The sequence below is a fragment of the Variovorax pasteuri genome (assembly GCF_051216435.1).
Taxonomy (GTDB): domain Bacteria; phylum Pseudomonadota; class Gammaproteobacteria; order Burkholderiales; family Burkholderiaceae_C; genus Variovorax.
Genome location: NZ_JBPJZS010000002.1, coordinates 42,111 through 65,634, shown reverse-complemented (window position 1 = coordinate 65,634; position 23,524 = coordinate 42,111). Strand labels below are relative to the sequence as shown.

Here is a 23,524-nt window from a genome sequence, read left to right as displayed (position 1 = left end):
CCTCAGGCCTCCGGCGCCACGCTCCCCGGCAATGCAGGAGCCGGGGACGGCGCGGGTGCAGGTGCCACCCCGTCGCCGCTTTCTTCCTTCTGGTGCCGCGCCGCGATGGCCAGGTACATCGCCGGCACCACGAACAGCGTGAACAGCGTGCCGATCGACAGCCCGCTGAAGATCACGATGCCCATCGCCTTGCGCCCGGCTGCACCGGCACCCGAGGCGATGACGAGCGGCAGCACGCCGAACACCATGGCCGCTGTGGTCATCAAAATGGGCCGCAGCCGCGTGCCCGCCGCCTCGACGATCGCGTCCAGCTTGCTCAAGCCCTGCCTCTGCAGCCGGTTGGCCACTTCCACGATCAGGATGCCGTGCTTGCTGATGAGCCCCATCAGCGTCACCAGCCCCACCTGCGTGTAGATGTTCATCGAGGCGAAGCCCCAGAAGATGAAGATCATGGCGCCGAACAGCGCGAGCGGCACCGACACCAGGATGACCACCGGGTCGCGGAAGCTCTCGAACTGCGCGGCCAGCGCCAGGAACACGATGATCAGCGCGAACAGGAAGGTGATGGCGAAGTTGCCCGACTCCTGCACGAACTGGCGCGACTGGCCCGAGTAGTCGACCGTGTAGCCGCTGGGCGCGAGTTGCTGCACCACGCCGCGCAGGTACTCCAGCGTCTCGCCCTGCGTGCCGCTGGGCACGCCCTGGATGGTCACGGAGTTGAGCTGCTGGAAGTGGTTGACCGTTTCGGGCTGCACCGTGTACTTCAGGCTCGCCACGGTGCTTGCGGGCACCACGCCGTTCGGTGTCTTGATGTAGAAGTTGAGCACGTCCGACGGGTTGAGCCGGTCGACCTGCTGCACCTGCGGAATCACCTTGTACGAGCGGCCCGAGATGGAGAAGTAGTTGACGTAGCCGCCGCCGAGCGCTGCGCCCATCGCGTTGCCCACGTCCTGCTGGGTGATGCCCAGCGTGGCGATCTTGTCGCGGTCGACCACCACCGTGGCCTGCGGCAGGTCGATCTTCAGGTCGGCGTCGATGTAGTAGAACTTGCCGTCCGCGCGCGCCTTGTCCATCACTTGCTGCGCCAGCGTGTTCAGGTTCTCGAAGGGCTCGGTCGTCTTGATGACGAACTGCACCGGCAGGCCCGAGGCGCCCGGCAGCGCCGGGAACTGGAAGGCCACCACCTTGGCGCCGGCAATGCCGTTCCAGCGCTTCTGCAGGTCGGTCTGGATGTCGTGTGCGCTGCGCGTGCGCTGGTCCCAGGGCTTGAGCAGCACGCCGGCAATGCCCGCGTTGGTGCTGGGCACGCCCGTGAGCTGGAACAGCTGCTCGTACTCGGGCGTGTCGTGCGCGACCTTGAAGATCTGGTCGGCGTAGGTCTGCATCTGGTTGATGGTGGCCGTGGGCGCGCCCACCACCTGCGACAGCACGATGCCCTGGTCTTCTTCCGGTGCGAGCTCGGACTTCGACATCTTGAACATCACGAACAGCAGCGCCACCAGGATGGCGCCCATCACGAGCATCACCGGCCAGGTCTTCAGCACCCCGCGCAGGATGAGCTGGTAGCGCCGGTGCACGCGCTCGAAGGTGTGCTCGATGAAGGTCGCGAACTTGCCGCTGTCCTGCTCGGGCTTGAAGAAGCGCGAGCACATCATGGGCGACAGCGTGAGCGCAACGATGCCCGACACCACCACCGAGCCCGCAAGCGTGAATGCGAACTCGGTGAAGAGCGACCCGGTAAGCCCGCCCTGGAAGCCGATGGGCACGTACACCGCCACCAGCACCACGGTCATCGCCAGGATGGGTCCGCCCAGCTCGCGCGCGGCCAGCAGCGAGGCCTGCATGGGCGACTTGCCCTCGCGCATGTGCCGGTCGACGTTCTCCACCACGATGATGGCGTCGTCCACCACCAGCCCGATCGCCAGCACCAGCGCCAGCAGCGTGAGCAGGTTGATGGAGTAGCCCAGCACCAGCATCACGAAGAAGGTGCCGATCAGCGACAGCGGCATCGCAATGACGGGCACCACCACCGCGCGGAAGCTGCCCAGGAACAGGTAGATCACGACCGTGACGATCACCAGCGCCTCGACCAGCGTCTTGATCACTTCGCTGATGGAGGTGTTGATGAAGTCGGTCGAGTCGTAGACGATCTTGCCGGTCAGGCCCGTGGGCAGCTGCGACTGAAGGTCGGGGAAGGTGGTGCGCACCTGCTTGGCCACGTCCAGGATGTTGGCCTCGGGCGCGACCTTGATGCCGATGAACACCGAGCGCACGCCGTTGAAGGCCACGTTGAAGTCGTAGTTCTCCGAACCCAGCGTGACGTTGGCCACGTCCTGCAGCCGCACGATGGCGCCGTTGCTGCTCTTGATGGACAGTTGCTTGAACTCGTCCACGCTGTGCAGCGAGGTGCCGGCCGTGAGCGGCACGCTCACCATCTGGCCCTTGCTGGTACCGACCGCGGCCAGGTAGTTGTTGGCGCTGAGCGCGGCGCTCACGTCGGTGGCGGTCACGCCGTAGGCGGCCATCTTCTGCGCGTCGAGCCAGGCCCGCAGCGCGAAGGTGCGCGCGCCCAGGATTTCGGCCGTCTGCACGCCCGGAATGGCGTTGAGCTTGGGCTGCACCACGCGCACCAGGAAGTCGGTCACGTTGTTGTTGGGCAGCGTGTCGCTGTAGAAGCCGATGTACATGGCATCGGTGGTCTGGCCCGTGGCCACCGTGAGCACCGGCTGCTGCGCCTGCGGCGGCAGCTGGTTGCGCACGGAATTGACCTGCGTGTTGATCTCGGTCAGCGCGCGGTTGGAATCGTAGTTCAGCCGCAGCGTGGCGGTGATGGTCGACACGCCCAGGCTGCTCGAGGAAGACAGGTAGTCGATGCCCTGTGCCTGCGACACGGCCGCCTCCAGCGGCTGCGTGATGAAGCCCGCGACCGTGGCCGCGTCCGCACCGTAGTAGGCGGTGCTGATGGTGACCACGCCGTTCTCGGTCTTGGGGTACTGGTTGACCGGCAGGCCGGACAGCGCGCGCAGCCCCAGCACCACGATCAGCAGGCTCACCACCATCGCCAGCACGGGCCGGCGGATGAAGATGTCGGTGAAGTTCATGCGGCGGGCCTCACTTTTCCTGCGGCTTCGGGTTCGGGTCGTTGGTCGGCTGGACGCTGTTGTCCACCGTGACCGGCGTGCCGTTCTTCAGCTTGTTCTGCCCGCTGCTCACCACCACCTGGCCGGCCTGCAGGCCCTTGACGATGGAGATCTGGTCGCCGCGCGTCGGGCCGGTCTCGATGAAGACCTGCTGGGCGATGAGCTGCGGCTTGCCTTGTGCATCGGTGGCTGGCGCAGGGGCCGGCGTTCCCGCGGCACCGGGGGCACCAGGCTTTGGCGGCTCGGCCTGCTTCACCACGTACACCGTCGAGCCGTAGGGGTTGTAGGTGACGGCGGTGGAGGGCAGCGTGAGCCGTTCCTGCGCGCCGCCGATGTCGATCTTCACGTTGGCGAACATGCCGGGCAGCAGCACCTGCTTCGGGTTGGCGATGGTGGCCTCGACCTGCACGTTGCGCGTGGCCGAATCGACCTTGGGGCTGATCGCGTTGATCTTGCCGCTGAAGGTCTGCTCGGGGAAGGTGTCGACCGACAGATTCACCACCTGGCCGACCGCGAGGCCCGCGAGCTGCTGCTGCGGCAGCGAGAAGTCGACGTAGATCGGGTCGAGCGTCTGCAGCGTGACCAGCTTGTCGCCCGCATTCACGTACTGGCCCGGGTTGAGCGCCGAAATGCCCAGGCGGCCCGCGAAGGGCGCGCGGATCGACTTCTTCGCCACCACCGCGGCCTGCTGTTCGACCTGCGCGCGCTTGGCCTTGAGGTCGTTGGTGTCGGCGTCGATCTGCGCCTGGGCCACGGCCTGCACCGCCAGCTGTGCCTGGTCGCGCTTGAGCACCGTGGCGGCCTGCGCGGCGGCGGCTTCGGCGGCGTGCAGCAGGGCGATGTCGGAGTCGGCGTTGAGCTCGACCAGCAGCGCGCCGGCCTTCACGTCCTGGCCCGACTTGAAGTGCACCGCGCGCACCAGGCCCGCCACCTCGGTGCTGAGGTCGGCGCCGCGCACCGGATTCAGCGTGCCCACCGCAGTGAACTGCGACTGCCACTGCAGCTTCTGCACCTCGACCGTCGACACGGTCTGCGCGCCCGGCTTGGGCACGGCCGCAATCAGCGCGCGGATCTGCAGGAACTTGCCGAGCGCGAGCACGGCGACCAGCAGCAGAACGCAGCCGATCATGATGATCATTCTCCGGGTCATAGGTAGGCTTTTCTTGGAGTTATGGAGGGTGGTCAGTTGCTGGTGGCCGCGGGCTGGCCCGGCGGCGTTGGAGAGGCGGACTGGGCCGGCGCGATCACCGCATCGGCCAGCGCACCGCGGTTCCACCAGCCGCCGCCCAGCGCCTGGAAGAGCGCGGCCGTGTCGGCATAGCGCGCGGCCTGCGCCTGCACCAGCGCGGTGTGCGTCTGCAGCCACGCCTGCTGCGCGGTGAGCAGCGTCACGTAGCTCACCGCACCGGCGCGGAACTGCGCGGTCGACAGGTCGAGCGACTGCCGCGCCAGCGACTCGGCCGTGGCCTGGGTCTGCAGCGCCGTGGCGTCCAGCTCCAGCGCGCGCAGGGCATCGGCCACGTTCTGGAACGCGCCCAGCACGGTGTTGCGGTACTGCGCCGCCGCCGAGTCGTAGGCCGCGACCGCCGCGCGCTGCTGGGCGCGCAGCGCGCCGCCGTTGAAGATCGGCTGGGTGAGCCCGGCACCGATGTTCCACAGGGTGGTCGGGCCGGTGAACAGGTCGCGTGCGCGCAGCGCGCTGTTGCCGTAGCTGCCGCTCAGCTGGATCTGCGGATACAGGTTGGCCGTGGCCACGCCGATCGCCGCGCTGGCCTGGTGCAGTTGCGCCTCGCTGGCGCGCACGTCGGGCCGCTGGCGGGCGAGCTCGGAGGGCAGCGACAGCGGCAGGGCGTCGGGCAGCGACAGGCTTGCCAGGTCGAACTCGGGCAGGCCCGCCTCGGACGGCAGGCGCCCCGCGAACACCGCGAGCTGATGGCGCGTTTGCGCCAGCGCCTTCTGGATGGGCGGCAGGGTGGCCGTGGTTTGCGCGACCTGCGTGCGCTGCTGCAGCACGATCGACTTGGAGATGGCGCCAGTGTCGAACTGCTTTTCGATCACGTTGAGCTGCTCGCGTTGCGCCTGCAGCACTTCGAGCGCGGCCTGCAGCTGGGCGCGCAGCGAGGCCTCGCGGATGGCCGTGGTCACCAGGTTCGATGTGAGCGTGAGGTACACCGCCTCGACCTGGTAGCGCTGCGTCTCGACGGCGGCCTGCGCGCCTTCGAGCTGGCGGCGCGAGCCGCCGAACACGTCGAGGTTGTAGCTGACGTTGACCGACGCGTTGTACAGCGTGAGCAACTGGCCGCCCGGCACCTGCGAGGTGATTTCGGACGCGCGTTCGCGCTGCGCGCCGAGCTGCGCCGAGACCTGCGGCCACAGCAGGTTGCCCGACTTGGCGTCGTAGGTGGCTTCGGCCTGCCGCAGCGCGGCCTGCGCCGAGGCGAGCGTGGGACTTTGCGCGAGCGAGGCGCGGATCAGCTGGTCGAGCGGCTCGGAACGGAACACGTCCCACCACTGCGCGGGAATGTCACGGCCTGGCAGCAGCGTCTGGGCCTGGCCGCCCGGCACGTCGGCCTGCGCGGTGCGCGCGGGCACGGGTGAGGGGGTGTAGTCGGCGCCCTGCGCGGCCGCCGGCAGGTCGGGCGTCTTGAAGTCGGGGCCGACCGCGCATGCGCTCAGCAACAAGGCGGCGCCGAGCGCGGCGCCCTGCATGGCCCCGGGGATCCCTGAGGCAGGCCACCCTCGTCGTCGGCGCGCGGGGGCCGCGCGCGGCGAAAAGGGTATGTCCTCCAACGCGTTGTGGTTTCGATGTGGCATGGGGCAGCGTTTGTACACCCGGAACGGCCCGGGCACCTGACTTGTTTCTGAATGTCGTCGCGACCGCCGCGCAGCGCGAGCGCGATGAGACGAAATTGGTATTACAGGGCGCGAAGTGCATCGGTGCAGCGCGAAACGTGGCCGTGTTTTTCTTTTTTGCCGTGGCCGAATCTGTTCCGCGCGGGCACCCGTATTGATTCCAGCCGCCGCCATTTCGCGGTGGTTCATTCATTCATCAGGAGCAATTTCCATGCAGAGCAAACTTCATCGCATCGCCGCCGTCTCTCTCGCCGTCGCGCTGTCCGCAGGGGCCTTCTCGGCCATGGCGGCTTCTGTCATGGTGGGCGGTGCGCCGATGCTGCCGACCAAGGACATCATCGACAACGCCGTGAACTCGAAGGACCACACCACGCTGGTCGCCGCCGTGAAGGCCGCGGGCCTGGTCGACACGCTCAAGGGCCCGGGTCCGTTCACCGTGTTCGCGCCCACCAACGCCGCCTTCGCTGCACTGCCGGCCGGCACGGTCGACACGCTGCTCAAGCCCGAGAGCAAGGACGCCCTGACCGGCGTGCTGACCTACCACGTCGTGGCGGGCAAGCTGGATGCGGCCGAGCTGAAGAAGGAAATCAAGGCCGGCAAGGGCTCGGCCGAACTGAAGACGGTGGCCGGCGGCGTGCTGGTGGCCAAGGAAAAGGGCGGCAAGATCACGCTGACCGACGAAAAGGGCGGCACCGCCACGGTGACCATTCCCAACGTGTACCAGTCGAATGGCGTGATCCACGTGGTCAACAAGGTGCTGCTGCCCAAGTGATCTTCTCCTGCAGGCTCGCCCAAAAAAAACAGCCCGCTGTAAGGCGGGCTGGAAGGTGACCTGCTGGAGGAGGGAGGATCAGAGAGTGCAGGCCACAGGGAGAGACATGACTATCTCTCGTGAACCTGCACACAACCTGACCTCGTTCAAATCTTGTCTCGAAAGACGATGGACAGTCAGTCCTCGTCTTCCCACTTTCCCACGACAGTGCCCAGCACGGTGAACGCCACGCGGATGGGTTCGTGCCTCGGGTTCAGCGGCATCAGCCAGCGCCTGCCGTCCTCGTGCTTGAACACCTTGCATGTGACCTCGCCGGTCTCGTCGAGCCTCGCGACGACGCGCTCGCCGTCTTCGGGCGTCTTCAGTTGCGTGTCGACGAACACGAGCGACCCCGCCGGGTAGCTCTTCAACTGGCCGCTGGTCGAGGTCATGCTGTTGCCGCGCATGCGCAGCGCGAAGGTGTCCAGGCTGTGATGCGCAATGCAGGGAATCCAGCGCTCGGGCTGGCTCTGCTGCGTTGCCGGAAGTTCTCCCCAGTGCGCGGCGTCTTCCCACGCGATCAGCGGCACGGTGCCCGGCGTGTTCGGATTGAACGCCGGGCTCACGGGCGGCGAATGGGTTACGCGATAGGGCCCTGCCGGCTCGTTGACGAGATACAGGGACCGGCGGACCTGGTTGGGGTCCCAGGGCGCGGGTCCGTCGCCGGTGTCCAGCCAGTTGGGATCGGCGCGGTAGGCTCGCGCCAGGGCCAGCACGCTCATCGACCGGCTGGTGTCTCCACGCTCGATCTTCGAAATGCTGGACTGCTTGACGCCCGAAGCAGCCTCGGCTTGCTTCTGCGTCATCTTGGCGAATTTACGCGCGGCCAAGGCGCGGCTTGCAATGGTCTCCATGGCCGGAATTTAAGCCCAGATGAATATTCTATGGAGACTCTAGAATATTAAAAAAGGGGAGGACGTCCATGAAGCCACGCGAGTTGGTCAAGGCGTTGAGAGCCATGGGGCTGACGCAGATGCAGATCCAGCAGAAAACTGGAATTCCACAACCGACGGTCAGCAAGATCGGCCTGGGGCGGGTGAACGACGTGATGTCGCGCCACTACCTGGCGTTGCTGGCCGCCTACGAGCAGCAGCTGAAGGAAGAGGCGGCGCGCCCGTCGAGCGCCTTCGATGTTCCACCGCCCCATGACTGAGGCGTGCTTGGCCCTCGGTCGTCGGGCCTGTGGCTCGACCGTGCACTGTGCGCATTGGTGGCGCTGCTGTCCCTTGCGGGGCTGATCTACGGGCTGGCGATGGGGTGTACGGCCTGGGCCGGGGGCAGTTGCTTCGGGCTGGCCGGGGCCGCGTGGGCGGCGCAGGTGCTGTTCGACCGCGAGGCGCTCAGGCGCTCGCGTGCGGTTCGGGCGGCGCGAGGGCGAGCGTGGCGCTGACGCGCACGCAGTCCTTGATGTGCTGCTCGCCCAGCGCACGCAAGGCCGCATAGCCCAGCGCGGCCGACACCAGCTGCCCCGCAATGGGCACGTACTTGGTCGCCTGCTTGGCCGTGAGGCGCACGCCCGCGTGCTTGGCCAGGCGGATCAGCAGGTCGCGCGTGACCAGCCGTCCGACCAGCAGCGCGCCCACCGTGGTGGCCGCCTTCTGGATGCGCTCGCGCTGGTGCGGCGCGAGCTTTTCGACCTGGGTGACCGAGAGCCCGAACTCGGCACTGATCTGCGGCACCAGCCGCGACAGCAGTGCCGCATCGGCTGCCCAGTCGATGCCGGGCAGCGGCACGGCGCTGGCCGCGGCCGCCATCAGGGCCTTGCGCCCGATCAGGCGGCGGCTGCGCAGTACGGCGGCGATGAGCTTTTCATCGCCGCCGGCGAGTTCGATGGCAGACGGCATCCGGTGCCCCTTGTCAGGTTCAGGCCGTGAGCGCTTCGAGCTGGTCCGACAGGGCCAGCCAGCGCTCTTCGAGGCGGCCGATTTCGTCGTTGAGGGCCTTCAGCCGCTTGCCCGCATCGGCAATCTCGGCGGAAGGCAGCGGCTGGCTCATGCGGGCCTCGAGCGCGGCGCGCTCGGTGCTTGCGGCTGCCATGCGTTCGTCGATCTGGGCGATTTCGCGCTTGATCGGCTTGGCCTGCTCGCTGCGCTGCTGGCGCTCCTGGGCGTCCTGCTTGCGCTGCTGCGGCACGGCGGGCGCGGCGGCTGCCGCGGCTGCGGTGCTGATCGCCTCGCGCGTCGCGACCTTGGCCTCTTCACGCATGCGCTTGGCCTCGTCGAGCAGGTAGCGCTGGTAGTCGTCCAGGTCGCCGTCGAAGTCGGCCACGACGCCGCGGCCCACGAGCCAGAACTCGTCGCACACCGAGCGCAGCAGCGCACGGTCGTGGCTCACCAGCATCAGCGTGCCTTCGAACTCGTTGAGCGCCACGGCCAGGGCCTCGCGGGTGGCGAGGTCCAGGTGGTTGGTGGGCTCGTCCAGCAGCAGCAGGTTGGGGCGCTGCCACACCATCATCGCGAGCACGAGGCGGGCTTTTTCGCCGCCGCTCATGGTGCCCACGGGCTGCTTGACCATGTCGCCGCTGAAGTTGAAGCTGCCCAGGTAGCCGCGCAGCGCCTGCTCGCCGGTGGCTTCCTTCACGGCGCTGCCGAGTTCGCGCGCCATGCGCACCATGTGCTCGAGCGGGTTGTCCTGCGGGCGCAGCACGTCGAGTTCCTGCTGGGCGAAGTAGCCGATGTTCAGGCCCTTGCCTTCGGTGACTTCGCCGGCCAGCGCGCCCATTTCGCGCGCGATGGTCTTCACCAGCGTCGACTTGCCCTGGCCGTTGGCGCCCAGGATGCCGATGCGCTGGCCCGCCAGCACCGAGCGGCTGACGCCGCGCAGGATGGTCTTGGGCGCGGCGTCTTCCACTTCGTAGCCGAAACTCGCGTTGCTGATCGACAGCATCGGGTTGGGAATGTTGCCCGGCTCCTTGAACTCGAAGGTGAAGTCGGCCTCCGCCAGCAGCGGCGCGACCTTCTCCATGCGCTCCAGCGCCTTCACGCGGCTTTGCGCCTGCTTGGCCTTGCTGGCCTTGGCCTTGAAGCGGTCGATGAACTTCTGCAGGTGGGCGATCTTGTCCTGCTGCTTGCTGAAGGCGGTTTGCTGCAGTGCCATCTGCTCGGCGCGCAGGGTCTCGAAGGCGCTGTAGTTGCCGCCGTAGCGCGTGAGCTGGGCGTTGGCGATGTGCAGGGTGACGTCGGTCACGGCGTCGAGAAACTCGCGGTCGTGGCTGATGACGATCATGGTGCCGGCGTACTTCTGCAGCCAGGCTTCGAGCCAGACCAGTGCGTCCAGGTCCAGGTGGTTGGTGGGTTCGTCGAGCAGCAGCAGGTCGCTCGGGCACATCAGCGCGCGGGCCAGCTGCAGGCGCATGCGCCAGCCGCCCGAGAAGCTGTTGACGGCGCCGTCGAGCTCGTTCGACTTGAAGCCCAGCCCCAGGATCAGCGCCTGCGCGCGCGGCACGGCGTCGTGCTCGCCGGCATCGGCCAGGTCGGTGTAGGCATGGGCCAGTTCCATGCCGATGTCGGCGTCGTCGGGGTTCTCCGCATAGGCGGCCTCGATGGCGGCCAGCGTGGCGCGCAGCTCTGTCAGGCGGGTGTCGCCGCCCACCACGAACTCGGTGGCCGACTCGTCGGTTTCGGGCATGTCCTGCGCCACCTGCGCCATGCGCCACTGCTTGGGCACATAGAAGTCGCCGCCGTCTTCGTGCAGCGAGCCGTTGAACAGCGCGAACAGCGACGACTTGCCGGCACCGTTGCGCCCCACGAGGCCGACCTTTTCGCCGGGGTTGAGGTTGACGGTGGCGCCGTCGAGGAGTTTCTTGGCGCTGCGGCGAAGAATGACGTTTTTGAGAGTGATCATGAAAGAGGAACCGTAGGGGCGATTATCCCGCCCGGCCTTTTCGGGCTGGCGAAAAGGGACAAAGGCGCGGGGGACATCGCCCGGAAACTGGGGGCTGCGGCCAAGGGCCGCGGCGTGGGGATCGCAGCTGCTGGCCGCGAGAGGGCAACGAACGGGGCTTGGGGCTGGCGCCGCTAACGCGCGCCGGCGCCGGCCACCAGGGCGTCGCGGGTCACAAGCAAGACCTGGTCCTCGCCGGCCGAGGTTTCGAGCCACACGACTTCGAGCTGCGGAAAAGCCGCCTCGAAATGGTCGCGCTCGTTGCCGATCTCCAGCACCAGTACCGCCTGTTCGCTCATGCGCGCGGGCGCGTCGGCGAACAGCCGGCGCACGAAGTCCATGCCGTCGGTGCCGCCGGCCAGCGCCAGTTCGGGCTCGGCGCGGTATTCGGCTGGCAGGGCGGCCATGCTCTGGCTGTTCACGTAAGGCGGGTTGCACAGCACCAGGTCGTACCGGCCGGGCACGTTCTGCAAACCGTCAGATTCGATCAGCGTGACGCGCGCGTCCAGCTGGTGGCGGGTGACGTTGATGGCGGCCACTTCGAGCGCCTCGACCGACAGGTCGGCGGCAGCGACCGTCACATCGGGGTAGGTCAGCGCCGCAATCACGGCCAGGCTGCCATTGCCGGTGCACAGGTCGAGCACGCGCTGCGTGTGCGGGCCGAGCCAGTAGTCGATGCTGCCGTCGGCGATCAGCTCGGCAATGAAGCTGCGCGGCACGATGGCGCGCTCGTCCACGTAAAAGGGCACGCCCTGCAGCCAGGCCTCTTTGGTGAGGTAGGCGGCGGGCTTGCGCGTGGCAATGCGTTCGTCGAACAGCGCGGCGACCTTGGCCGCATCGGCCGGCGACACGGGCGTGTCGGCCACCGCGTCGATGTCGTCCAGCGGCAGCTTCAGGCGCCACAGCACCAGCCAGGCGGCTTCGTCGAAGGCATTGGCGGTGCCATGGCCGAAGGCCACGCCGGCGTCCTCCAGCCGCTGGGCGCCGGCCTCGATCAGTGCGATGACGGTGCTCATGCGGTGAGCGCCGCGTCCAGCTGCTTGAGCGTGCGCAGGTAGATGTTCTTCAGCGTCTCGATCTCGGCCACGTCGATGTGCTCGTCGATCTTGTGGATGCTCGCGTTCACCGGGCCCAGCTCGACCACCTGCTTGCAGATCTTGGCGATGAAGCGCGCGTCGCTGGTGCCGCCGCTGGTCGACAGTTCGGTCTCGATGCCGGTTTCGGCGCGGATGGCGCCTTGCACGGCCGTGACCAGCTCGCCCGGCGTGGTCAGGAAGGGCAGGCCGCCGATGGTCCAGGCCAGCGTGTAGTCGACCTGGTGCGCGTCGAGCACGGCGTGCACGCGCTGCTGCAGCGACTCGGGCGTCGACTCGGTCGAGAAGCGGAAGTTGAAGTCGATCACCGCGCTGCCCGGAATCACGTTGCTCGCGCCCGTGCCCGAGTGGAAATTGCTGATCTGCCAGCTGGTCGGCTGGAAGTAGGCGTTGCCCGCGTCCCAGCCGCCGGCCGTGTTGAGCGCCACCAGTTCGGCCAGCGCGGGCGCCACCGAATGCACCGGGTTCTTCGCCAGGTGCGGATAGGCGATGTGGCCTTGCACGCCCTTGACCGTGAGCTTGCCGCTCATGGTGCCGCGGCGGCCGTTCTTGATCATGTCGCCGCAGCGCTCCACCGCCGTGGGCTCGCCGACGATGCAGTAGTCGATGACCTCGCCGCGCGCGGCCAGCGCGTTGCACACGACCACGGTGCCATCGACGCCGGGGCCTTCCTCGTCGCTGGTGAGCAGCAGGGCGAGCGTGAGCCGCGGCTCGGGCACGGCCTGCAGAAACTCCTCGATGGACACCACGAAGGCCGCCACCGAGGTCTTCATGTCGCAGGCGCCGCGCCCGTACAGCTTGCCGTCGCGGTGCGTGGGCGTGAAGGGGTGGCTGGTCCATTGCTCGACGGGGCCGGTGGGCACCACGTCGGTGTGGCCGGCGAACACGAGCGTTTTTGTGGTCGCGGCGTTCCGTGGACGGCGCACCGCCCACAGGTTGGTCACGCGAAAGTCGGCCGGGCCGCTCTCGATGGTTTCCAGCGTGAAGCCCAGTGCCGCCAGCCGTTCGCCGAGGATCTGTTGGCAGCCCGCATCGTCCGGTGTGACGGAAGGGCGCGAGATGAGTTGTTCGGCGAGCTGGAGCGTACGGGACATCGGGAAAAGGCTTGGTTCAGAACTTCACGTCCAGCGTGATGTCGGTAAAGGTGGGTTCGTCGAGCTGGTCGGTCAGGGCGCGATCTTCGACCTGCTGCTGCTTGGGCGCGGCGCGGTTCTGCAGGCGCCACATGAGGTTGGTGGGCGAGTCGGCCTGGGCCAGGCCCTCTTCGCGGCTGACGCGCTCCTCGATGACGAGGCGGGCAATGTCTTCCTCGAAGGTCTGCGAGCCTTCGGCCATCGACTTTTCCATGGCCTCCTTGACGGCGGAGAAGTCGCCCTTTTCGATCAGCTCGGCCACCAGCGCGGTGTTGAGCAAGACCTCGAGCGCCGGAATGCGAGCGCCGGCCGGTGTGCGCAGCAGGCGCTGCGACACGACCGCGCGCAGCGCGCCGCCCAGGTCGCCCAGCAGCGTGGCGCGCACCTCGACGGGGTAGAAGCTCAGGATGCGGTTCAGCGCACGGTAGCTGTTGTTGGCGTGCAGCGTGGCCACGCACAGGTGGCCGGACTGCGCGTAGGCAATGGCGGCGGACATGGTGTCGCGGTCGCGGATTTCGCCGATCTGGATCACGTCGGGCGCCTGGCGCAGCGCGTTCTTCAGCGCCGTTTGCAGCGAGGCGGTGTCGCTGCCCACGTCGCGCTGGTTCACCACCGATTTCTTGTTGGTGAAGGTGAACTCGATCGGCTCCTCGACCGTGAGGATGTGGCCGCTGGCGTGCTCGTTGCGGTAGTCCAGCATCGAGGCCAGCGTGGTGGTCTTGCCGGCGCCGGTGGCGCCCACCATCAGGATCAGCCCGCGCTTCTCCATGATGAGCGTCTTCAGGATGTCGGGCAGGTTCAGGTCGGCAAAGCTCGGAATGACGGCGCTGATGTGGCGCACCACCACCGCGTAGCTGCCGCGCTGGCGCATGGCGCTCAGGCGGTAGTTGCCGGCGCCTTCGAGCGCCACGGCCATGTTCAGTTCGCCCGTGCGCTCCAGTTCCTGGATGCGTTCGGCGGGGACCACTTCGGACAGCAGCGCCAGCGGCGCCGTGGCCGGCAGCACCTGCGCGTTGATGGGCACGCAGTTGCCGTTGATGCGGATCAGCACCGGGGAGTGGGCCGAGAGGTAGATGTCGGAGGCCTTGCGCTCGGCCATCAAACGAAGAATCCGCTCCATCATGTTCATCGGTCTCTCTCCTCGGGTGCTGTTGTTCTCTAAGGGGAAAAGCGATCGCTCGGAAAAGGGGCGATCAGTCGCGCAGCAGGTCGTTCAGCGACGTGGTCGAGCGCGTCTTGGCGTCGACCTTCTTCATGATGATGGCTGCGTAGGTGTTGTACTTGCCGCCGGGCTTGGGCAGGCTGCCGGCCACCACGACCGAGCCCGCGGGCACGCGGCCGTACAGCACGGTGTCGGTGGCACGGTCGTAGATGGGGGTGCTCTGGCCGATGAACACGCCCATCGACAGCACCGAGTTCTCCTCGACCACCACGCCTTCGACCACTTCCGAGCGCGCGCCGATGAAGCAGTTGTCTTCGATGATGGTGGGGCCGGCCTGCAGCGGCTCGAGCACGCCGCCGATGCCGACGCCGCCCGACAGGTGCACGTTGGCGCCGATCTGTGCGCACGAACCCACGGTGGCCCAGGTGTCGACCATGGTGCCTTCGCCCACATAGGCGCCGATGTTCACGTACGAGGGCATCAGGATCGCGCCCTTGGCGATGTAGCTGCCGCGGCGTGCCACGGCCGGCGGCACGATGCGCACGCCCGATTCCTTCAGCTCGGCGGCCGACAGGTGCGAGAACTTGGTCGGCACCTTGTCGTAGAAGCCCAGCGAGCCGGCCTGGATCTGCTCGTTGTCCTTCAGGCGGAACGACAGCAGCACCGCCTTCTTGATCCACTGGTGCACCGTCCACTGGCCGACGCTTTCACGGGTGGCCACGCGCAGCTTGCCGTTGTTCAGCTCGGTGATCACGTGCTCGACGGCATCGCGCACTTCGGCGGACGCAGCGGCGGGCGAGATGTTGGCGCGGTCGTCCCACGCGGCGTCGATGATTTGTTGCAGTTGCTGGGTCATGGAGAAAGTCTCGGGTGAAAAATGGGTGCGGGGAGAGCGGTTCGACTGGCAGGCGGATCGGCGGGATCAGCGAGCGCCCTGGACGAATCGGACGATGCGTTCGGCGGCCTCGACGCACTCGGCGGTTTCGGCCACCAGCGCCATGCGGATGCGGCCCCGGCCGGGGTTGGCGCTGTGGTCGGTGTCGCGCGCCAGATAGCTCCCCGGCAAAACCGTGACATTGTATTGAGCGTAGAGCGCGCGGGCGAAGGCCTCGTCGTCGCCAGCCCACACTTCGGGCACGCCGGCCCAGAGGTAGAAACTGGCGTCGGGCAGGCGCACGTCGAGCACCGGCTCGAGCAGCGGCGTGACGGCCGCGAACTTGGCGCGGTACTTGGCGCGGTTCTCGACCACGTGGGCTTCGTCGCCCCAGGCCGCGATGCTGGCCGCGCCCACGGTGCCGCTCATGGCGCTGCCGTGGTAGGTGCGGTAGAGCAGAAATTTCTTGATCAGGGCGGCGTCGCCCGCCACGAAACCGCTGCGCAGCCCGGGCACGTTGCTGCGCTTGGACAGCGAGGTCAGGGCGATCAGGTTCCTGAAGTCGGGCCGGCCCAGCTTCACCGAGGCTTCCAGGCCGCTGAGCGGCGGCTCGTCCCGGAAATAGATTTCGCTGTAGCACTCGTCGGCCGCGATCACGAAGCCGTGGCGGTCCGACAGCGCAAAGAGCTTCTGCCACTCGTCCAGCGGCATCACGGCGCCCGTGGGGTTGCCTGGAGAGCAGACGAACACCAGCTGCGTGCGGGTCCAGACGGCCTCGGGCACGCTGTCCCAGTCGACCGCGAAATTGCGCGCGGCCACGCTCGGCACGTAGTACGGTTCGGCGCCCGAGAGCAGGGCTGCGCCCTCGTAGATTTGATAGAACGGGTTGGGCGAGATCACCACCGGCTTGGGTGAGGCCGTGGGGTCGACCACGGTCTGCGCCAGCGAGAACAGCGCCTCGCGCGAACCGTTGACCGGCAGCACCTGCGTGGCCGGGTCGAGCGCGAGGCTGTAGCGGGTCTGCAGCCAGTCGGTGAAGGCGGTGCGCAGTTTCAGGTCGCCGGCGGTGGCCGGGTAGGCCGCCAGCGCGCCGAGGCTGGCGCTCAGGGCCTCCTTGATGAAGGCCGGCGTGGCGTGCTTGGGTTCACCGATGCCCAGGCTGATGGCGGCGAATTCGGGGTTGGGCGTGACGCCCGCGAACAGTTGCTTCAGCCGCTCGAAGGGATAGGGCTGCAACCTGGAAAGCAAGGGATTCATGCCCGGGATTATCGGCGACGGCCCCGCGTCCGGGGGCGCGCCGCCTTCTTCCTCAGCACAGCGAATGGTTGAACTGGCCGATCATGTTGGCAAAGTTCTGGTTGTAGCGGTTCGCGGAGCTCACGATGCTGGAGCTGCGCATGTACGCCGGCATGCGGGCCATCGCGCCGGTTTCCTTGCGGTTGAACACGCCGGCCTTGATGTCCTTGACCATCGAGCGCGACTGGCCGATGAACTCGTTGATATGCAGCATGCTGCCGCTGCAGCTCCTGGCGGCCGTGCTGTTGTCTGCTGACTGTTCGGCGATTTTCCTGCTCCAGCCGGCGGCGGAGTCTGCCACCAGCGCCAGCGAGGCTTCGAAGGCGGCCAGCGCCTTCGGGTCGTTGGGGGATTCGAAAAGCACGTTGGCATCGTTGTGGTTGAGCTTGCCGTGATAGATGAGCCCGGCACGGTAGTAGGCGGCGGTGTCCTTGGGCGCCTTCTCGAAGGCCTCCTTGGTCAGGGCCCGGTCGCGCGCGCTCAGGCCGTTGTCGAAGGCGGCTTCCGTCTGGGCCACGGTGGTGAGCGCGGCCAGGTAGTCGGCGTTCATCTGGCGGGCCTTGTCGCCGTTGTCGGCGAGGTAGCCTTTGGAGTTTGCGTAGTTGTTCAGCTCGCGGCTCAGGGGCGACAGCACCTTGAGCGCGGCAGAGAACGCCTTGGCCGACGCGTCGATCTCGGGCAGCGGCGCATCGATGGCGGCGGCGCTGTCCAGCTTCTTCGCCGAGCGGTCGATCAGGATGTCGTTCTGGATGCGCATGCTGGTCAGCGGCGCCTTGGCCTGCAGCAGCGGCACCTGCTGCGCCATGTATTCCTCTCGCGCCTGCTGGAAGGAGGTGCTCAGGTCGTTCGACACCTCGACGTAGATGTTGTATTTCTCCACCAGCTTCTGCTCGTTGGCGGCCTGCGTCGTCGCGGGCTTGTCTTGCGAGGCTTGGGCCTTGTCGGATGCATCGCCGCACCCTGCGAGGAGTGCCGAAGCGGTGACAAGCGTGGCTCCCAGGATCTTCCAGTACTTCATTCTTACTTTTCCTCCGTTAAAGAAACGCGCAGGCAAGCCGTCTCCGGCTTGCCGAAAAATCATCAGGGCAAGCAAGGCCCCGGGAAACATCAGGGTGCAGCCCGCCGGACGCAGGCCGCGAGGGCGCGCGCGCTCAGGCCGCACCGCGCCGGTAGAAGGCCAGCGAGCCGGCCAGCACCAGCAGCATGCCGCCACAGGCGCGGTCGATCCAGCGCGTGGCCGACACGGTCAGCAGCCGGATCGCGCGTGCGCCGACGAAGGCGTAGGCCAGCATCACCGTCATGTCGAGCGCAGCGAAGATCAGCGCAATCGCCAGGTACTGCGGCGCCTGCGCGGCCGTGGGGTCGATGAACTGCGGCAGCAGGGCCGAGCAGAAGATGTAGCCCTTCGGGTTGGTCACCGCGACGAAGAAGGACTTGAAGAAGATGCGCCGGCTTTCGCCTGCGGTGACCGACGCGGCGGCATCCGCGACCGGCAGTTGCAGTCCGCCCCTGGAGCGCAGCATGCGCAGCCCCAGCCACGCCAGGTATGCCGCGCCGACCCACTTGAGCATGGAGAACCAGAACTCCGACGCCGCCAGCAGCGCGCCCAGGCCGAGTGCGACGGCCCCGACCAGCACGAAGTCCGACAGCACCGCGCCCAGCATGCCCGGCAACGCATGTCGCACGCCGTGGCGCGAGCCGTTGCTCAGCGCCAGCAGCACGGTGGGACCGGGCGTGGCGATGGCGGCGAAGGCCACGAGCGCGAAGAGCAGGGCGGTGGCGAGCGTCATCGGGGCAGTCTCCTTCGTGGGTTTCAGCGGCGCGTCAGATCTTCTTGACGAGCACCTGGCTCTTGCGGTCCCAGTTGTACTTGCGCTTGCGCGCCTCGGGCAGCCAGTCGGGGTTGACCTGCTGGAAGCCGCGCTTGAGGAACCAGTGCATGGTGCGCGTGGTGAGCACGAAGATGCTTTCCAGTCCCATGGACTTGGCGCGGTGCTCGATGCGCTTCAGGATGCGTTCGCCGTCGCCCTGCGACTGCGACAGCGGCGAGACGGTCAGCGCGGCCATCTCGGCGGTCTTCGCCTCGGGGTACGGGTAGAGCGCCGCGCAGCCGAAGATCACGCCGTCGTGCTCGATCACCGTGTAGTGGCCCACGTCGCGTTCGATCTCGGTGCGGTCGCGCTTGACCAGCGTGCCGTCGCGCTCGAAGGGCTCGATCAGCTGCAGGATGCCGCCGATGTCGTCCACCGAGGCTTCGCGCAGGCTTTCGAGCTTCTCGTCGATCACCATGGTGCCGACGCCGTCGTGCACATACACCTCCAGCAGCAGCGAGCCGTCCAGCGCAAAGGGAAGGATGTGGTTGCGCTCCACGCCGGCCTTGCAGGCCTTCACGCAGTGCTGCAGGTAGAAGGCCGTGTCGGTCGGCTTCTGGGCCGGCGGCAGCGAGGCGAGCAGCTTCTCGGCGGCGTCCAGCGGCAGCTCGGTGTCGATCGGGTTGTCTTCGCTCTCGGGCAGCTCGCTGTCCATGCGGATGCCCGGAATTTCCGTGAGGAAGATCAGCTTGTCGGCCTGGATCGAGATGGCCACGCTGGTAGCCACTTCTTCCATCGTGAGGTTGAAGGCCTCGCCGGTGGGCGAGAAGCCGAAGGGCGACATCAGCACCATCGCGCCGAAGTCGAGCGTGCGGCGAATGCCGGCCGAATCGACCTTGCGCACCAGGCCCGAATGCTTGAAGTCGACCCCGTCGACCACGCCCACGGGGCGTGCGGTGATGAAGTTGCCCGAAATCACGCGCACCGTGGAGCCGGCCATCGGCGTGTTCGGCAAACCCTGGCTGAAGGCCGCCTCGATCTCGTAGCGCAGCTGGCCGGCGGCCTCTTGCGCCGAGTCGAGCGCCACCTCGTCGGTGATGCGGATGCCGTGCGAGTAGCGCGCCTCGTGGCCCTTGGCCGCGAGCTGCTCGTTGACCTGCGGGCGGAAGCCGTGCACCAGCACGATCTTCACGCCCATGCTCTGGATCAGCGCCAGGTCTTGCGCAATGTTCTGCAGCTTGCCCGCCGCGATCGCCTCGCCCGCGAGGCCGACCACGAAAGTCTTACCGCGGTGCGTGTGGATGTAGGGCGCGACCGAGCGGAACCACGGCACGAAGGTGAAATTGAAGACGGTGGACATGGGGCGTGATTGTGCATTCATGAGACGTCGTTTGCCTGACTCGCGCCCTGCGGTTTCGCAGGCGGTTGCGGCCCCACTGCACCGAAGGCCCCGGGCACCGATAATCGACGGTTTGCCCGCCGCGCCAGCCCGACGACTGCCTTGCCTTGACGACCACGACCCCCTCCGCTCCCTTGCGCATCGAATTCCCCGAATCGCTCCCCGTCTCGGGCCGACGCGACGAAATCATGGCCGCCATCCAGGCGCACCAGGTCGTGATCGTCTGCGGCGAAACGGGCTCGGGCAAGACCACGCAGCTGCCGAAGATCGCGCTCGCCCTGGGCCGCGGCAAGCTGAACGCCGAACCGGGCAAGGGCCGCCTGATCGGCCACACGCAGCCGCGCCGCATTGCCGCGAGCTCGGTGGCCAAGCGCATTGCCGAGGAGCTGAAGACGCCGCTGGGCGACGTGGTCGGCTTCAAGGTGCGCTTCCAGGACCGCCTGAGCCGCGACGCCTCGGTCAAGCTGATGACCGACGGCATCCTGCTGGCCGAGACGCAGACCGACCCGCTGCTGAAGGCCTACGACACGCTCATCATCGACGAGGCGCACGAGCGCTCGCTGAACATCGACTTCCTGCTGGGCTACCTGCGCGAGATATTGCCGCGCCGGCCCGACCTGAAGGTGATCGTCACGTCGGCCACCATCGACGCCGACCGCTTTGCGCAGCATTTCGCGTCGGCCGCCCCGCCGCCGGGCCGCCCCAAGGCGGGGGCGGCCCCCTCGGGGGGCAGTGACGACGCGCAGCGCGGAGCGTGGGGGCCAATGATTCCGGCGCCCATCATCTACGTGTCGGGGCGTACCTTTCCGGTGGAGCAGCGCTACCGCCCGTTCGAGGAGTCGCGCGAGCACGACCTGAACGACGCCATTGCCGACGGTGTCGACGAGCTCTGGCGCGACCCGCACAACGCGGGCGACATCCTGATCTTCCTGCCGGGCGAGCGCGAGATCCGCGAGGCGGCCGACCACCTGCGCCGCCACCTGAGCAACCAGCCGCTGTTTCGCAACGCTGAAGTGCTGCCGCTGTTCGCGCGGCTGTCGGGCCCCGAGCAGGACCGCATCTTCGACAGCCACACCGGCCGGCGCATCGTGCTGGCCACCAACGTGGCCGAAACCTCGCTCACCGTGCCGGGCACGCGCTACGTGATCGACACCGGCACCGCGCGCGTCAAGCGCTACAGCTTCCGCAGCAAGGTCGAGCAGCTGATGGTCGAGCCGATCAGCCAGGCCGCGGCCAACCAGCGCGCCGGGCGCTGCGGGCGCGTGGCGGACGGCATCTGCATCCGGCTGTACGACCAGAAAGATTTCGAAGGCCGCCCGCGCTTCACCGATCCGGAAATCCTGCGGTCGTCGCTGGCGGGCGTGATCCTGCGGATGAAGTCGCTGCGCCTGGGCGACGTGTCGCGCTTTCCGTTCCTGGAAGCGCCGTCCCCGCGCGCCATTGCCGACGGCTACCAGTTGCTGAACGAGCTCGGCGCGGTCGACGACGCCAACGAGCTCACCCCGATGGGCGGCGAGCTGGCCAGGCTGCCGCTCGATCCGCGCGTGGGGCGAATGATCCTGGAAGCCCGCTCGCGCGGTGCGCTCGAGGAAGTGCTCGTCATCGCCTCGGCGCTGAGTGTGCAGGACGTGCGCGACCGCCCCATGGAGGCGCAGCAGCAGGCCGACCAGGCGCATTCGAAGTTCGACGACGAGAAGAGCGAGTTCAGCGGCTACCTGCGGCTGTGGAAGTGGATCGCCGACGCGCGCGGCGGACATGGCGACACGCACAAGCTCAGCAACCGGCAGTACGAGCAGCTGCTGCGGCAGAACTTCATCAATATTCGCCGCGTGCGGGAGTGGCGCGACATTCATTCGCAGCTGCTCACGGTGGTGACCGAGCACAAGTGGCGCATCAACTCGGAGCCCGCGGGCTACGAGCCGCTGCACCTGTCGATGCTGGCCGGCCTGCTGGGCAACGTCGGCTGGAAGCTCGAGGACGACGAGGCCTATCTCGGTGCGCGCGGCATCAAGTTCTACAAGCACCCCGGCGCCCACCTGAAGAAGAAGCCCGGCCGCTGGATCGTGGCGGCCGAACTGGTCGAGACCACGCGGCTCTTCGGGCGCGGCGTGGCCAACATCGAGCCGCAGTGGCTGGAACAGGTGGCCGGGCACCTGCTGAAGAAGCAGTTGCTCGATCCGCATTGGGAGAAGAAGGGTGCGCAGGTCTCTGCGCTGGAGCGCGCCACGCTGTACGGCCTGGTGGTGTACAGCGGGCGCCGTGTCGACTTCACCAAGGTCGACCCGGTTGCGGCGCGCGAGATCTTCATCCGCGAAGCACTGGTCGGCGGGCAATGGGAAAGCAAGTTCCCGTTTCTCACGGCCAACCGCAAGCTGGTGCGCGAGGTCGAAGGGCTGGAGCACAAGGCGCGCCGGCAGGACGTGCTGGTCGACGACGAGCTGATCTTCGCCTTCTACGACGCGCAGTTGCCCGCCGATGTGGCCAGCGGCATCACTTTCGAGAACTGGTACCGCCACGCCTCCAGGGAGCAGCCGCGCCTGCTGTTCCTCACGCGCGACGAACTGATGCGCCACCAGGCGGCCGGCATCACGACGCAGTCGTTCCCGCCCACGCTGCGCCTGGGCGGCGTGGACTGCGCCGCAACCTACCTGCACGAGCCGGGCGACGCCAAGGACGGACTCACCGCGAGCGTGCCGCTGTTCGTGCTCAACCAGGTCAACGAAGAGCGCTGCGAGTGGCTGGTGACGGGCATGCTCAAGGACAAGATCCAGGCGCTGCTCAAGAGCCTGCCGCAACGCCCGCGTTCGCGGCTGGTGCCGCTGCCGGAGTCGGCCTCGAAACTGGCGGAAGAACTGTCGGCGCCCGAGCTGTTCGGCACCGGCTCGCTCACCGACGTGCTGCTCAAGCGCGTGCGCGACATGACCAGCATCGACGTGAAGCGCGCCGACTTCAAGCTCGACATGCTGCCGCCGCACCTGTTCATGAACCTGCGCGTGGTCGACGAGCATGGGCGCCAGTTGGGCATGGGGCGCAATCTTGGTGCGCTGAAGGCCGAGCTGGGCGCGCAGGCGCGCGGCGCCTTCCAGGCACTGGCGGGGCTGAACGTGAAGGCGTCGCCGCAGAAGAAGGCCGCCGAATCGGACGACCTTTCGGCGCAGCCCGCGAGGAACGCGCAAGCACCCGCACCCGCCGCAGCGACCGCGTTGCCGGCTGGCCAGCGCTACACCGGCTGGACCTTCGGCGAACTGCCCGAACTGATGGAAGTGCGCCGCGGCGCGCAGTCGCTCATCGGTTTCCCGGCGCTGCGCGACGAAGGCGACGCGGTGACCATCGAGGTGTTCGACGAGCCCGCCGTGGCTGCCACGAAGCACCGTGCCGGCCTGCGCCGGCTGTTCGCGCTGCAACTGAAGGACGCGCTCAAGTACCTCGAGAAGAACATCCCCGACCTGCAGAAGATGTCGGTGGCCTACATGCCGCTGGGCACGTCCGAGGAACTGCGCACGCAGATCATCGACGTGGCGATCGACCGCGCCTTTCTGCAGGAGCCGCTGCCGAGCGACGAGTTCGCCTTCAAGAAGAGGCTGGAGGAGGGCCGTGGGCGGCTCACGCTGATTGCCAACGAGGTGGCGCGGCTCGCGTCGACCATTTTGGTGGAGTACGCCGCCGCCGCGCGCAAGATCAAGGACACCAGGATCCAGCCCGACGCCGTGCAGGACGCCGCGCAGCAGCTGCAGCGCCTCGTCGGCAAGCGCTTCATCGCCGATGCGCCGTGGTCGCAGCTGCAGCACTTTGCGCGCTACCTGAAGGCCATCGTGCTGCGGCTCGACAAGCTGCGCGCCGACCCTGCGCGCGACGCCGCCAAGCTGGCCGAGCTGAAGCCGCAGGACCAGCGCTACTGGCGCCTGGTGGCCGAGCGCAAGGGCGTGGTGGACGACCGGATGCTCGAGTTCCGCTGGCTGCTGGAGGAGTTGCGCGTGAGCTTCTTCGCGCAGGAGCTGCGCACACCGCAGCCGGTGAGCGTGAAGCGGCTGGACAAGGCCTGGGCGCAGCTGCAGGCCTGAGCCGCGCA

General features: G+C 67.7%; 18 protein-coding genes. 4 read left to right on the top strand and 14 right to left on the bottom strand.

The window, feature by feature from the left end:
- Positions 1–2: 2 nt before the first annotated feature.
- Genes ACSFBM_RS07320 through ACSFBM_RS07310 form a run of 3 tightly spaced genes read right to left on the bottom strand, consistent with a single transcriptional unit; the run spans position 3 to position 5,849 of the window.
- A complete protein-coding gene (locus ACSFBM_RS07320; RefSeq protein WP_435483785.1) occupies positions 3–3,101 on the bottom strand; it encodes an efflux RND transporter permease subunit in 3,099 nt (1,032 codons plus the stop codon).
- Between the two features lie 10 nt (positions 3,102–3,111).
- Positions 3,112–4,269, bottom strand: a complete 1,158-nt coding sequence (locus ACSFBM_RS07315; RefSeq protein WP_435483784.1) for an efflux RND transporter periplasmic adaptor subunit — start codon at positions 4,267–4,269, stop codon at positions 3,112–3,114.
- Between the two features lie 53 nt (positions 4,270–4,322).
- Positions 4,323–5,849 (bottom strand): efflux transporter outer membrane subunit, encoded by a 1,527-nt coding sequence (locus ACSFBM_RS07310; RefSeq protein WP_435483783.1) that lies wholly within the window; start codon positions 5,847–5,849, stop codon positions 4,323–4,325.
- 146 nt (positions 5,850–5,995) lie between these two features.
- On the opposite strand from ACSFBM_RS07310, the gene ACSFBM_RS07305 reads away from it, so the two are divergent.
- Entirely contained in the window at positions 5,996–6,151 is a 156-nt protein-coding gene (locus tag ACSFBM_RS07305; RefSeq protein ID WP_435483782.1) for a hypothetical protein, read from the top strand.
- Between the two features lie 53 nt (positions 6,152–6,204).
- Positions 6,205–6,765 (top strand): fasciclin domain-containing protein, encoded by a 561-nt coding sequence (locus tag ACSFBM_RS07300; protein WP_435438280.1) that lies wholly within the window; start codon positions 6,205–6,207, stop codon positions 6,763–6,765.
- Between the two features lie 176 nt (positions 6,766–6,941).
- Here the strand turns inward: ACSFBM_RS07300 and ACSFBM_RS07295 are convergent, their stop codons facing one another.
- Positions 6,942–7,658: a helix-turn-helix domain-containing protein gene (locus ACSFBM_RS07295; RefSeq protein WP_435483781.1), complete on the bottom strand. Its 717-nt coding sequence runs from the start codon at positions 7,656–7,658 to the stop codon at positions 6,942–6,944.
- Between the two features lie 68 nt (positions 7,659–7,726).
- On the opposite strand from ACSFBM_RS07295, the gene ACSFBM_RS07290 reads away from it, so the two are divergent.
- Positions 7,727–7,957, top strand: coding sequence for a helix-turn-helix domain-containing protein (locus ACSFBM_RS07290; protein WP_435438282.1), 231 nt, complete (start codon positions 7,727–7,729; stop codon positions 7,955–7,957).
- Between the two features lie 187 nt (positions 7,958–8,144).
- On the opposite strand, the gene ACSFBM_RS07285 is transcribed toward ACSFBM_RS07290, so the two are convergent.
- The 10 genes from ACSFBM_RS07285 to argA form a co-directional block, all read right to left on the bottom strand.
- On the bottom strand, positions 8,145–8,648 hold the full coding sequence (locus tag ACSFBM_RS07285) for a hypothetical protein (RefSeq protein WP_435438283.1): 504 nt from the start codon (positions 8,646–8,648) through the stop codon (positions 8,145–8,147).
- A gap of 19 nt (positions 8,649–8,667) precedes the next feature.
- Positions 8,668–10,647, bottom strand: a complete 1,980-nt coding sequence (locus ACSFBM_RS07280; RefSeq protein WP_435483780.1) for an ABC-F family ATP-binding cassette domain-containing protein — start codon at positions 10,645–10,647, stop codon at positions 8,668–8,670.
- 173 nt (positions 10,648–10,820) lie between these two features.
- Positions 10,821–11,702, bottom strand: coding sequence for a 50S ribosomal protein L3 N(5)-glutamine methyltransferase (prmB, locus tag ACSFBM_RS07275; RefSeq protein ID WP_435483779.1), 882 nt, complete (start codon positions 11,700–11,702; stop codon positions 10,821–10,823).
- Positions 11,699–12,874 (bottom strand): succinyl-diaminopimelate desuccinylase, encoded by a 1,176-nt coding sequence (dapE, locus tag ACSFBM_RS07270; RefSeq protein ID WP_435483778.1) that lies wholly within the window; start codon positions 12,872–12,874, stop codon positions 11,699–11,701. The genes prmB and dapE overlap by 4 nt, the downstream gene beginning before the upstream one ends.
- A 16-nt stretch (positions 12,875–12,890) precedes the next feature.
- On the bottom strand, positions 12,891–14,042 hold the full coding sequence (locus ACSFBM_RS07265; RefSeq protein ID WP_435483777.1) for a PilT/PilU family type 4a pilus ATPase: 1,152 nt from the start codon (positions 14,040–14,042) through the stop codon (positions 12,891–12,893).
- Between the two features lie 64 nt (positions 14,043–14,106).
- Complete coding sequence (gene dapD / locus ACSFBM_RS07260; protein ID WP_435438288.1) at positions 14,107–14,931, bottom strand: 2,3,4,5-tetrahydropyridine-2,6-dicarboxylate N-succinyltransferase; 825 nt, start codon at positions 14,929–14,931, stop codon at positions 14,107–14,109.
- A 66-nt stretch (positions 14,932–14,997) separates the two neighbouring features.
- Positions 14,998–16,206, bottom strand: coding sequence for a succinyldiaminopimelate transaminase (gene dapC / locus ACSFBM_RS07255; protein WP_435483776.1), 1,209 nt, complete (start codon positions 16,204–16,206; stop codon positions 14,998–15,000).
- 52 nt (positions 16,207–16,258) lie between these two features.
- Entirely contained in the window at positions 16,259–17,263 is a 1,005-nt protein-coding gene (locus ACSFBM_RS07250; protein ID WP_435483775.1) for a DUF3829 domain-containing protein, read from the bottom strand.
- A 133-nt stretch (positions 17,264–17,396) separates the two neighbouring features.
- On the bottom strand, positions 17,397–18,035 hold the full coding sequence (locus ACSFBM_RS07245) for a LysE family translocator (RefSeq protein ID WP_435483774.1): 639 nt from the start codon (positions 18,033–18,035) through the stop codon (positions 17,397–17,399).
- 34 nt (positions 18,036–18,069) lie between these two features.
- Positions 18,070–19,416 carry an amino-acid N-acetyltransferase gene (argA, locus tag ACSFBM_RS07240; protein ID WP_116907571.1) on the bottom strand — a complete coding sequence of 449 codons (1,347 nt, stop codon included), beginning with the start codon at positions 19,414–19,416 and terminating at the stop codon, positions 18,070–18,072.
- Positions 19,417–19,562: 146 nt separating this feature from the next.
- Here argA and hrpA point away from each other — a divergent pair, with 146 nt between their 5' ends.
- The gene (hrpA, locus tag ACSFBM_RS07235; RefSeq protein ID WP_435483773.1) at positions 19,563–23,516 is read left to right on the top strand and encodes an ATP-dependent RNA helicase HrpA; all 3,954 of its coding nucleotides are present in this window, start codon (positions 19,563–19,565) and stop codon (positions 23,514–23,516) included.
- Positions 23,517–23,524: the final 8 nt, after the last annotated feature.